Consider the following 12,668-nt stretch of genomic DNA (forward strand, 5'->3'; position numbering starts at 1 on the left):
GCTTATATATTCAAAGTTGTCTGGTTCTTGCGGCGCATGAAGCGATGGCGCAAACGATCCAGATAAAGATAAACCACCGGCGTGGTGTACAAGGTCAGGATTTGACTGAGCACCAAACCACCCACAATGGTGACGCCCAAGGGCTGGCGCATTTCCACGCCCGGCCCGGAGGCCAGAATCAAAGGAATAGCACCAAAAATGGCGGACAAGGTCGTCATCATGATGGGGCGGAATCGCACCAGGCAGGCTTCGTAAATAGCTTCACGCGAACCCATGCCGCGCTCACGCTCCATTTGCAAGGCGTAATCCACCATCATGATGGCGTTCTTCTTGACGATACCAATCAGCAAGAACACCCCGATCATGGCAATCAGGTTGAACTCGCCACTGGTCATCATCAGGGCCAGCAATGCCCCAATCCCAGCCGAAGGCAAAGTGGACAGAATGGTGAGCGGGTGCATATAGCTCTCGTACAGCATCCCCAGCACGATATACAAAGCCACCAAGGCGGCCAGGAACATCATGGGTTGCTTGGCCAGGGCATCGAGCATCTGCGCCGTATTACCTTCAAACCCGGCCTGGATCTCGCGTGTAGGAAGCTGAATACGAGCCATGGCCTGCTCAATGGCCGCCGTTGCCTGACTGAGGGTGACGCCTTCGGCCAAACCGAAGGACACAGACTCGGCCACCAGCAAACCCATATGGTTAATGCTGCGCGGCGCGGTGCCGGTCGTAAAGCGCGTAAAGGCAGACAAAGGAACGCGGGTGCCGTCTTTGGCAACGACCTCGATTTCCTTCAGGGACTCCAGATCCTGCGCAAAACGCGGCTCCACTTCCATGACTACGTAATACTGGTTCAAGCGGCCAAAAATCGTGGAAACCTGACGCTGGGAAAAGGAGTTATTCAAGGTCCCCGCCACCATGGACATATCAATGCCCAGGCGCGTGGCCATATCGCGGTCAATTTCCAGCTGGACCAGGCCTGCCTTATCGTCCGTGCCAGTGTCCACGTCCACCAGCTCTGGCAATTCGGCCATGGCTTGCTGAACCTTGGGCAACCAGGTTTTCAACAGCTCCAGATCACTGCCCAGCAAGGAATAGTCGTAAGAGCCACTGCGCCCACCGCCCCCGCTACCGACCGGAATATCCTGCTGCGGCACCATGAACATGCGCGCCCCCGGCGTGGTAGATAAAGGCTCGCGCAGACGATTCACAATATCCGTCGTGCTGGCCTTGCGCTCGTCCATAGGTTTGAGCTCAACCAGAATAAAGGACGAGGTGCTGCCACTGCGGCCACCGGCAAACACGGCCACCGAACGAATGTCCGGGTCCTGATTCAGGATAGAACGGAAGTATTCCAGCTTGGGCACCATGGACTGGAAAGAGGTCCCCCGGTCGACTCGGAAAAAACCCATCAACTGGCCAGTATCCTGCTGTGGGAACAGCCCCTTGGGCACTACGGCGTAGAGGTACACATTCAGGCCAATTGTGACGAACAAGGAGAACAGCATCAGTCGATGGTGCTTGAGCGCCCACCCCAATGAACGACGGTAGCCACGCCAGCTGACACTGCCTATCCAGCCCAAAAAACGACTGACAGGGTTGGTGGACTCATGCTCTTGCGGCCCAGGACGCAGCAGGCGCGATGACATCATGGGAGTCAGCATCAAGGAGATCACCAGGGACACCAGCACGGCGGTACACAAGGTGACGGCAAACTCCATGAACAAGCGCCCCGCCAGCCCCCCGATCAGCCACAATGGAATGAACACGGCCACCAGCGACAAGCTCATGGCCGTGACGGTAAAGCCCACCTCCCGCGTCCCGCGCAAGGCTGCCCGCATGGGGGACAAGCCTTTTTCCAGGTAACGCATAATGCTTTCCAGCACCACGATGGCGTCATCCACCACAAATCCGGTAGCGACAATCAGGGCCATCAGGGAAATGGTGTTCAACGTAAAGCCGAACAAATGCATGAAGGCAAAGGTACTGATCAAGGACGCCGGGACGGCAATAGCCGGAATTAAAGCAGCGCGCCAGTTTCGCAGGAACAGCAAGACCACCAGCACCACCAGGGCCACCGCAATAATCAGTGTCAGTTGGGCCTCTTCCAGCGTAGCGCGAATACTGGGCGTACGATCCTGAGCCACTGTCAATTGCGCCTGGGTGGGCAGCATTTCCTCGATACCAGCCAGGCGTTCACGAATGGTATTGACCGTCTCGATAATATTGGCGCCCGCCTGACGACGCACAATCAACAGCACCGCTTCCTGGTTATTCCAATAACCCATACTGTGAATGTTTTCGACAGAGTCCTCGACCTTGGCGACATCCCCCAAACGGATAACCTGCCCATCCTGATTCTTCAGAATCAAGGGGTCAAAAAACCGTGCCTGGTTGTACTGCTTACCCGAGTTGATCTGCCACTGGCCCTGCTCGCTTTCCAGATAGCCATTAGGACGCAGACTGTTGGCGTTATTGATCACCGAACGCACATCGTCCAGCGCAATGCCAGCCGAGGCCAATGCCTTGGGATTCAATCCCACCCGCACTGCTGGCAAGGAGCCACCGCCCACGTCTACCGAACCTACGCCCGGAATCTGAGCGAGCTTCTGCTGCACAATGCCGCTGGCCATATCAAACAGCTGGGCCTTGTTGGCCGTCTGCGAGGTCAAGGCCAACACCATGATAGGCATGGACGACGGGTTGACCTTCTCGTAGGTGGGCACGCTGGACATGCCCGAAGGCAACATGGGCCGGGCCTGGTTGATAGCGGCCTGCACATCGCGTGCAGCCCCTTCAATATCCCGGTCCAACTCAAATACCAGCATGATCTGGGTGGAACCCTCGCTGCTGCGAGAGCTCATTTCCGACACCCCAGCAATAGAACCTAAAGCCTGCTCCAGTGGCGTGGCCACACTGGAAGCCATGGTTTCAGGGCTGGCACCGGGCAAATTGGCCGAAATCGCAATCACCGGAAAATCCATTTCCGGCAAAGACGCCACGGGCAAGAGCCGCAAGGCCAATGCGCCCACCAAGACCATCGCCAGTGCCAGCAGGCTGGAGCCCACTGGCCGGAAGATAAATAGCCCTAACAAGCGTTTCATGTCGACTCGCGTACCGACTTGGCGCCATTACGGGTAAAGCGGTCAAAAAACAGATAGATCACGGGAGTCGTGAACAGGGTCAGCACTTGGCTAGCCAAGAGACCGCCCACCATGACCAGTCCCAAGGGTTGACGCAGCTCTGCGCCAGAGCCGGTGGCCAGCATCAAAGGGATGGCACTGAACAAGGCCGCCAGAGTCGTCATCAAAATGGGGCGGAAACGCAGCAAGGCGGCTTGATGAATGGCCTCTTGCGGTTTCATGCCCTGCTCGCGCTGCGCCTCCAGGGCGAAGTCGATCATCATGATGGCGTTCTTTTTCACGATACCAATCAGCAGAATGATCCCGATCACCCCCACCATGTCCAGATCCCGCCCGGCTAACAGCAAGGCAAGCAGCGCGCCGATGGCAGCCGAAGGCAGCGTCGACAAAATAGTGATGGGGTGGATATAGCTTTCGTACAAAACACCCAGCACGATGTACATGGTCAGCACGGCGGCCAACATCAGCCACAGCGTGCTGGACAAAGAGGCATGGAAGGCCTTGGCGGCACCCAGGTAGCGGGTATCCACCGAGGATGGCATACCGATCTGGTCGGGCACGGTTTCAATGGCTTCAATGGCGTCGGACAAGGAATAGCCATCAGCCAGGTCAAAGGACACATTCACGGACGGGAACTGTCCCAAGCGCTCTACCGATAACGTTGTGGGAACCAGCTGAATGCGCGCCAGGGAAGTAATCGGCACAGGTGTACCTGCCGCTGTCATTACATGAATATTTTCCAGATCCTGCGGGCCTTGGCGATATTGATCCTTTACCTCCAGCACGACGCGGTACTGGGCAGACTGCGTGTAGATCGTGGAGATCAAACGCTGTCCGAACGCGTCGTACAGTGCATCGTCGATATTTGCCTTGGTCACGCCCACACGGGCTGCCGCATCCCGGTCTATATCCAGCAGCACTTGCAGGCCATCGTTTTGCAGGCTCATGGATGCATCTTTAATCTGCGGCAAGGCATTGACGGCATCCAGCCAACGCGGCATCCAGGTCGTCAGCACCTCTGTTTCCGGGTCCGACAAGGCCATCTGGTACACATTACGGCTGATCTGATCGTCTACCGTCAGCTCCTGAATGGACTGTTGGTAAACCGACAAACCGGGAATATCTTTCAGACGCTCATCGAGCCTGGCCATGATTTCATTGGCGCTGGCCCGGCCTGAACCAATGGGCTTCAAAGCAATTTGCAGACGGCCATTGTTCAAGGTGGCGTTCGTGCCATCTACCCCGATAAAGGACGTGACGGCTTCCACATCCGGATCTTCCAGCACAATCGCAACGGCTTGCTGCTGCAAATTCCCCATTGCGCGGAACGACGCGGTTTGCGGTCCTTGGGTAATCGCCTGAATCAGGCCGGTATCCTGTTGTGGGAAAAAGCCTTTGGGGACGATCACGTACAGCAGGCCCGTCAACACCACTGTGCCCAGAGCTACCCACAAGGTCAGCGTCTGGTGGCGCAGCACCACAATCAGGCCACGGTCGTAAGCCGCAATGATGCGGTCCATCTGATCACCCAACCAGGTCGTGAAACGGCCATACTGGCGCTCGTCCTCGGGCTTGAGCATACGCGCACACATCATGGGCGTGAGCGTCAGCGAAATGAACAGGGACAGCAGGATGGCGACGGCCAGGGTAATGGCAAACTCACGGAACAAACGGCCGATGACATCACTCATGAACAGCAACGGAATCAGCACTGCGATCAGGGAGATGGTCAGTGACAGCAGGGTAAAGCCAATTTGCGCCGCGCCCTTCAAAGCGGCCTGCAAGGCGGTTTCGCCCTTTTCGATATAGCGGGCGATGTTCTCGATCATCACGATCGCATCATCAACCACAAAGCCGGTGGCAACCGTCAAGGCCATCAGGGTCAGGTTATTAATACTGAATCCCCACATCAGCATGATGGCAAAGGTGGCGATCAGGGAGATAGGCACGACAACGCTGGGAATCAGCGTAGCCGTCCAGGTGCGCAGGAACACAAAAGTCACCAGCACCACCAGCACAATGGCCAGCATCATTTCCTTTTGCACATGGTCAACCGAGTCCCGAATGGTCTGGGTGCGGTCCGTGGCGACTTCCACATCCACACCGACCGGCAAGGAACGGCGTATCTCGGGCAGCAGGCTTTGAATCTGGTCCACTACATCAATGACGTTGGCGCCAGGCTGACGCTGAATATTCAGCAAGATCGCAGGCACAGTCCCCATCCAGGCGGCCTGACGCACATCCTGTGCATCCCGCACCACCTTGGCCAGTTCGCCCAGACGCACAGCAGCACCGTCCTTGTAGCTGACGATCAGATTTTCATAATCCTGTACCGTTTTCAGTTGTTCATTGGCACCGATGCTGGTGGAACGCTGAGGCCCATCCAGATTGCCTTTGGGTTGGTTCACGTTGGCCGCGACCACCGCCTGCCGCAGGTGACTTAAGGTCAGATTGCGGACGGCCAAGGCGTTGGGATCAGCCTGAATGCGCATGGCTGGTTCCTGACCACCCGCAATGCTGACCAGTCCGACACCCGTCACCTGCGAGAGTTTTTGTGCAACCCGCACATCAATCAGGTCGCGCACCTCGTGCAGGGGCATATTGGGGGAAGTCACCGCCAAAGAAATAACCGGGGTATCAGCCGGATTGACCTTGTTATAGATAGGCGGTGCAGGCAAATCATTGGGCAGCATATTGGAGGCGGCATTAATCGCCGCCTGCACCTCTTGCTCGGCCACATCCAGGGGCAAGCCCAAATCAAACTGCAAGGTAATGCGCGATGCCCCGCCCGAGCTGGACGAAATCATCTGCGACAGGCCCGACATGCTGCCGAAGCGCCGCTCCAGCGGTGAAGTGATCAAGGCCGCCACTACATCCGGGCTAGCGCCCGGATAGAGCGTGACCACCTGAATAGTGGGGTAATCCACCTGCGGCAAAGCGGCTACGGGCAACATGCGATAGGCCAGCAAGCCGGACACCAGCAAGGCCACCATCGCCAAGGTGGTAGCCACCGGGCGCAGGATAAAGATACGCGACATGCTCACGGCTTACTCGCTTGCAGGACGTGGACGGCGACCCTCACCCGGACGTTTGCCTTGCTCTGGCTTGTCGGCGGCATCATCGGGCGCAGGCTTTTCCTTGACCTGACCATCTTGCTGCATCACCTCGACCTCCGAGCCTTCACGCAAACGGTCAGTCCCTTCAACCACCACACGATCGCCCTCTTTCAGGCCGGTTTTAATCAAGGTCAATTCCAGCGTGGCCGTACCCAATTCCACCACCTGGATATGGACCTTGTCCTCGGCATCCAGGGTGTACACATACGTGCCCACCGAACCCCGTTGCACAGCGTGCGATGGGATCAGCAAGCCTTGTTCCTGGCCCAAAAAGACACGGGAATTGACAAACTGATTAGCAAACAAGGTTTCATCGGCATTATCAAATTCGGCCTTCACTTTCAGCGTGCCGGTATTGATGTCGATCTGGTTATCCAGTGCCTGCAAACGGCCCTTGTCCGACAAGAGCTGACCCTTGCTGTCGATCAGGGACACCCGCAAAGGCGATTCGCTTTGTTTCATGGCCTCCAGCAGGCTGCTCAATTGATTCTGCGGCAAGGAGAACTCCACGCCTATGGGATCCGTCTGGGTAATGACGACAATCCCATCGGTACTACCGGCAGACACCAGATTGCCCTGATCCAGCTTGCGCAAACCCAGGCGGCCATCCAAAGGCGCCGTAATACGAGTGCGATCCAGCTGGACCTGCGCACGGGCCACCTCTGCTTGATTGGATTTGATCTGTGCCTGCAGTTGCTGAACGGCCGTTTCCTTGGTTTCCAAGGCCTGGCGAGCAATAGAATTCTGTTGAAACAGGACGCGGTGGCGGGCCAGTTCCTGCTGCGCCCCTTTGAGCTGAGCCTGATTCTGCGCCAATTGGCCACGCGCCTGATCCAGTTGCACCTGATAGGTACGCGGATCAATCTCGGCCAGCAAATCGCCGGCCTTTACACGTTGGCCGTCCTTGAAGTGGATGCGTTCGAGCACACCATCAACTTCGCCGCGCACGGCGACTGTTTGCAAAGGTTTAACCGTGGCAATCGCATTGACCGTTTGGTCGATCAGGCCTTCCTTGACCGTGGCCACCTGCACCGGGACTTTAGTCGCCCCCATCATGCCGCGAGGCCCGCGCATGGGAGTGGACGTACTGGAAGGGGAAGACAGGGCGTAATAAACGAGGCCTGCTGTCACCAGCAGCCCCACCACCACCCAGACATAGAAGGATCGGGACCGCCGACCTCTGCCTGTGTTCAACTCCGACATGAATACTCCCCGGCTAAAACTTGATTGTCTCTATGCACGGTCTAAATAAGCGTTTAAGCCCTACCGATCGTGACGGCGACACGCATTATGCAGCCAAAACACGATAGCAATTAGTTTCAAACGATAAAGAGATACAAGCGCTGACAAAACCGCATCCCTGCTAGACCACGCTGGCACAGCAAGTATAAAAGCGGCAGTCTGAACCTTATATGAACAGCGTTTTCAGCCGAAGTTGCAACGGGCCAGCCTGAAGGGGATATCCCCCGTCACGGCCTGCGGTTTCAATTGATTATCTTGCTGCACAAAGCGTATCCAGATGACGTAGCGGTTAGCGCTCATTTCCGGATAGATGCACGCACCGGCGTCCACCCACACCCGCAGCAACTGGAAGGTCTTGCCTGCCAGCATTTCTTGATAGGAACCGTCACGGGCCAGTTGGTCTGCCGAGTCACCCGACTGACGCAGCAAGCGCAAAATCAAGGCCAGACCTTGATACAGTGGCAGGAAAGACTCGGACCAACGGCGCAAATCCTGGACACGATCGGCATCGGGGCGCTGTTGCCAGGAATAATAAGAAGGCATGTCCACCTGGGACGTGCCACCGGGCACAGCAACCCGGCCCCGCAAACTGGCCAACCATTCATTTTCACGCAGGCCCTGCCCCACCCGCCCCTGGGCCGAGAGGTCAGCAGAAGCGCGCACAATTTGTTCAATCATCTTGTCCAGCGCCTGCAGCTGAACACCGGGGTGTTCACGCAGCGCAGCCAGCGCCACGCGCTGACGCTCAAGGTCTTGAAGAACAGCAGAACGCAAATCGGTTCGATCCGAGATGTCCAGTAAATCAAACAAAGTCGCTACAGCGATCTGATGCGAGTACGCATCCTGGTTGGCCGAAAAATGAAACAGCCTATCGAACAAGTATTCGACTCTCAGTAAAGCCCGGACACGCTCATTGCAGGGGTATTCGTATAGAGTCACGCGTTTAAAAACCTTTTTTTGTCGACTGGAGGGTCAGACACGTCGTGTTGTCAGGCAGTCAAGGCACACCAGCGTTGGTGTACTGCTCGCGCCCGCTCTTCCAACAGGGGCAAAGTCGTCTGCCCATCATTCAGAACCACGTCGTCGGCCACATCCAGGCGCTGCTGACGTTGCGCCTGTGCTGCCATGATACGTTCAATTGTGGCCACTGCCAGCCCGTTGCGCTTTTGAACACGCTCGATCTGGGTCGCTTCATCACAATCCACAACGCAAATCCGGTCCACACGGTCTCGCCATCGTCCTGATTCCACCAGCAAGGGTACAACCACAACAAGATAACATCCTTGCGCTTTCAAGGTCTGTGCTTTTGTTACGTTCCAAATCAGGGGATGAATGATCGCCTCAAGTCGATGACGGGCATCAGGATCGGCAAATACACAGGCCCGCATCCAATCCCGATCCATGGAACCATCCGCGGCCAAGGCCTGTGCCCCAAAGGCAGCGCGAATCGGCTCAATGGCCAGACCACCGGGCGAGGTCAACTCATGCGCGATGACATCCGTATCCACGACAGCCGCCCCCCAAGAGGCAAAAAAATTGGCCACCTGGCTTTTGCCCGATCCAATTCCACCAGTCAGCCCAATTGTCAGCATGCGCAATCCACGGATAAAAAACAAAACTGTAACGTACCCGCGCCAATCCTCCTACCCTGAATAGACCTGATACTGTCCCGCCGCCCCAGGTCTAGCGTAGAATTCAGCTATCAACCAGTCCACGGAAGCCCGCCATGTCTTTCACCAAGATTTCCCCCCTGCGTTCCCTTACCTTGCTTTCGGTCGTTTTGCTGGCAGCATGTGCCCAGGCACCCGTTCAGCCTACCCCCAACGAGGGTCGCGACTCCACCCAGAAAGACGCCCTGCGCCAAGCGCAAGGTAGCGGCACCGCCCGTGCCCCCTCGCAAATCAATTTAGGCTTCGGTAACCAGGAAGGCCTGCACGCCATCACACCGGCCCGCGCCCAGCAGCCTGCCGCCATGGTCGACCGTAGCGTTCCAGAGCTGGCCGAGCCCAAAACCTTTCTGGGCACCCTGTCCTGCCCACCACAAGGCGGCGCATGTGAGCCCTACAAAATCAGCGTAACCCTGGCTCCTGCTGGCCAATGGCGCTTGCGTGCCACCCCGCTGGGTGCTGGCGAAGAACACCGCATGAGCGGCTGCTGGGTACCTATCGGCACACAGCCTACCCGCATCGCTTTGCTGGCCAACAACGACTCGACCTTGGCCGATCTGAGCTTTGTGAACAACAACGTACTGCGCATTCACACCTTTAACCAGCAACGCCCTACGCTGGAGAGCCACCTGACTCGCCAAGCCGACATCGACCCGATCAGCGAGCTGGACGGCCAGGCCACTCCCGCCTGCCGCTAATCTAAGGCATAGACAGGCTGCCCACCAGGCTGGGCGGCAGCACATCGCGCAAGCCCGGCTCGCTAAATACAAAGCGGGTCAATTCAACCGCATTGCGCACGCGTAACTTCTGAAAAACGCGTGCCCGATGCGCCTCCACCGTACGCTGGGAAATCGCCAATTCAGCCGCAATCACCTTGTTCGCCTTGCCGATGGCGATATAAGACAGCACGTCGCGCTCGCGCGGAGTCAGACTTTCAAACAGCACAGAGGCGGGCAAATGACTATTCAATACCATGTCAGTCTCGTATATCTGTACCAGGCGAACAGGCCGCCTGCGATGTGAAAAATCAACCATAGACAGAGTTTGTCATTTTAGGCAGGGACTACGCGACTGTTAACTTGTACGGGATGTTTTTGTCACAGGACTAATATAGATACACAGTTTTCAATGCGTCGGAAAACAATCTTTTTACGCCTCAAATTGGGGATAAACGCAGACAAAGCTACAGCCTCATCCCCCCCAAGAAACACAACAATCACCTGGGTCCCCCCCCCGGATCGGTCAAACACCCCACCTCACCACAGCACAACACAACGCAACACAACAAACCCGGCCCCATAAACTGCCAGCAGAGATGAGCATTCACGGCCATGAGCCACTCTGACGCGCAGCTCTGGGGGGCGGCGATTCAGACTGCTTGCCGCCGGCGGGAGATAGCGCAGGGATGCAAGCACCCTGCTGTTTGAACCCGACGCTTGTACTTGGTCCGGGGGACCAAGTACCGGGTGAGTTCAGGGTGCGCCCGTAGCTATCTCTCGACAAGGGCACCGGTGCGCAGCACCGGCAAGTAGTCAGCCGCCCCCCAGAGCTGCGCGCCAGAGTGGCGTCTTACTGAGTCCCTCCCTGGCATGAGGGGGCCTGAACTGCCACCACCCCAACCAAAGCACCAGACAAAGACAAAGACAAAGACAAAGACAAAGACAAAGACAAAGACAAAGACAAAGACTGCAAAAATAAACCACGCAGATATAAAAAAAGCACAGTAAAAACTGTGCTTTTCTCACCAAACAACACAAGAAATCAGGCTTTAACCATTTCCAGGTTGTCGATCAAACGCGTCGCGCCCAATTTGGCAGCGGCCAATGCCACCAACGGTTCGCCAGCTGCAATTTGCTCTGGCGTCGGTTCCAGCAAATCCGACTGACGACGCAAGGCCATATAGTCCACCTTCCAGCCCAGATCCGTCATCTTCTTGGTCGCATAAGCCTCAATCTCCTCGCGGCTTTGACCTTGCTGCAAACGCTCATTCATTTCCTGCAGTGCGTAATAAATCTGCGGAGCCTGAGCGCGTTCCTCGGGACTCAAATAGCGATTACGCGAAGACATGGCCAAACCATCCTCTTCCCGCACCGTCTCGTGAGCCAGAATCTCTACCGGCAGCTGGAACTGGCGTACCATCTGACGCACCACCATCAACTGCTGATAATCCTTCTTCCCAAACACAGCCACACGCGGCTGCACACAGGAAAACAGCTTCAACACAACCGTACACACGCCTTCAAAGAAGTCAGGACGGAAATGACCTTCCAGGATACGGCCCAAATGATCAGGCGGGCTGACGCGAAAACTCTGTGGCTCGGGGTACATCTCGCGCTCCGAAGGAGCAAACAAGACATACACATCGCGCTCCTGCTCCATCTTGGCCGCATCTTCCTGCAAAGTGCGCGGGTAACGATCAAAATCCTCGTTAGGGCCAAACTGCAGGCGGTTCACAAAAATACTGGCCACCACCGGATCGCCATGCTGACGAGCCAACTTCATCAAGTCCAGGTGAGCTCGATGCAGATTCCCCATGGTTGGAACAAATGCCACGCGTGTCTGGCCCTGGAGCTGATCGCGCAGTTCTTGGATGTTATGGACGACTTTCAAAAAATTCTCCGCTACGGAATAAGATCAGGCCCATCGGCCTGCGCTCGAATATAAGTCAGGCGCAAATAAATAGGAGCGTAGGGCTCGGCCTGTGTAATTTCAAGCAGTGACTCTCGTGCCAATTCCAGCATCGCCAGAAAATGCACGACAAGCACCGCCGCCGGATCACCCTGATCCAGGCGTTCATTAAACAGCTCTGTAAACTCCATGAAGCGCACATGCTGCAAACGTCGCAGAATCTGGCTCATGTGATCGCGCACCGACAACTGCTCACGCGTAATCTTGTGACTGGCATTGAGCTTGGCACGCTTCAAGATGCCCAGCCAGGCCTCGCGCAAATCATCCGCATTCACTTCCGGTGGAATGGCCTCAATAACCAGTTCGGCCTGGGCATTGGCCAGCAGATAGTCGCGCCCCATCAAGGGTAGCTCGTCCAGACGACGCGCGCCTTCCTTCATGCGCTCGTATTCCAGCAGCCGGCGTACCAGCTCGGCACGCGGATCATCCACCTCTTCTCCCGTGTCAGCGCGCCGCACTGGCAGCAACATGCGGGATTTAATCTCGATCAGCAGCGCGGCCATCAAGAGATACTCCCCCGCCAGCTCCAGATTGGTGGCGCGGATCTGCTCCACATAGGCCAGATACTGCCCGGTGACCTGGGCCATCGGAATATCCAGCACATTGAAGTTTTGCTTGCGGATCAGATACAGCAACAGATCCAGCGGCCCTTCAAAGGCGTCCAGAAATACTTCCAGCGCATCAGGCGGAATATACAGATCCTGAGGGATCGCAAACAGCGGCTCACCATAAAGACGCGCCAGCACATCCTCGGGCTGAGGAGCTGGCGTATCCACAACAGTCTGCTGTGCGATCTCAGTCACAGGCGC

Annotated in this window: 9 protein-coding genes; 1 reads left to right on the forward strand and 8 read right to left on the reverse strand. The window is 56.6% G+C overall.

Annotated elements, in window-relative coordinates:
• Positions 1-2: 2 nt before the first annotated feature.
• The 5 genes from NBV64_RS16360 to coaE form a co-directional block, all read right to left on the reverse strand.
• Positions 3-3,107, reverse strand: coding sequence for an efflux RND transporter permease subunit (locus NBV64_RS16360; RefSeq protein ID WP_250756155.1), 3,105 nt, complete (start codon positions 3,105-3,107; stop codon positions 3-5).
• Entirely contained in the window at positions 3,104-6,190 is a 3,087-nt protein-coding gene (locus NBV64_RS16365) for a multidrug efflux RND transporter permease subunit (RefSeq protein WP_026484447.1), read from the reverse strand. Before NBV64_RS16365 ends, NBV64_RS16360 begins: the two co-directional genes overlap by 4 nt.
• 3 nt (positions 6,191-6,193) lie before the next feature.
• Entirely contained in the window at positions 6,194-7,465 is a 1,272-nt protein-coding gene (locus NBV64_RS16370; protein WP_203145432.1) for an efflux RND transporter periplasmic adaptor subunit, read from the reverse strand.
• Between the two features lie 222 nt (positions 7,466-7,687).
• A complete protein-coding gene (gene zapD / locus NBV64_RS16375; protein WP_026484449.1) occupies positions 7,688-8,443 on the reverse strand; it encodes a cell division protein ZapD in 756 nt (251 codons plus the stop codon).
• A gap of 50 nt (positions 8,444-8,493) precedes the next feature.
• Complete coding sequence (coaE, locus tag NBV64_RS16380; protein ID WP_250756156.1) at positions 8,494-9,096, reverse strand: dephospho-CoA kinase; 603 nt, start codon at positions 9,094-9,096, stop codon at positions 8,494-8,496.
• A 134-nt stretch (positions 9,097-9,230) separates the two neighbouring features.
• On the opposite strand from coaE, the gene NBV64_RS16385 reads away from it, so the two are divergent.
• Positions 9,231-9,869, forward strand: coding sequence for a hypothetical protein (locus NBV64_RS16385; RefSeq protein WP_009458742.1), 639 nt, complete (start codon positions 9,231-9,233; stop codon positions 9,867-9,869).
• Between the two features lies 1 nt (position 9,870).
• On the opposite strand, the gene NBV64_RS16390 is transcribed toward NBV64_RS16385, so the two are convergent.
• The 3 genes from NBV64_RS16390 to NBV64_RS16400 form a co-directional block, all read right to left on the reverse strand.
• Positions 9,871-10,146 carry a response regulator transcription factor gene (locus NBV64_RS16390; protein WP_035270375.1) on the reverse strand — a complete coding sequence of 92 codons (276 nt, stop codon included), beginning with the start codon at positions 10,144-10,146 and terminating at the stop codon, positions 9,871-9,873.
• A 786-nt stretch (positions 10,147-10,932) separates the two neighbouring features.
• Positions 10,933-11,781, reverse strand: a complete 849-nt coding sequence (gene panC / locus NBV64_RS16395; protein WP_009458740.1) for a pantoate--beta-alanine ligase — start codon at positions 11,779-11,781, stop codon at positions 10,933-10,935.
• A gap of 11 nt (positions 11,782-11,792) precedes the next feature.
• Positions 11,793-12,635 carry a segregation and condensation protein A gene (locus NBV64_RS16400; protein WP_009458739.1) on the reverse strand — a complete coding sequence of 281 codons (843 nt, stop codon included), beginning with the start codon at positions 12,633-12,635 and terminating at the stop codon, positions 11,793-11,795.
• Between the last annotated feature and the right edge of the window lie 33 nt (positions 12,636-12,668).

The organism is Alcaligenes sp. DN25 (assembly GCF_023674485.1).
In the GTDB taxonomy this organism is placed as follows: Bacteria; Pseudomonadota; Gammaproteobacteria; order Burkholderiales; family Burkholderiaceae_B; genus Alcaligenes; species Alcaligenes phenolicus.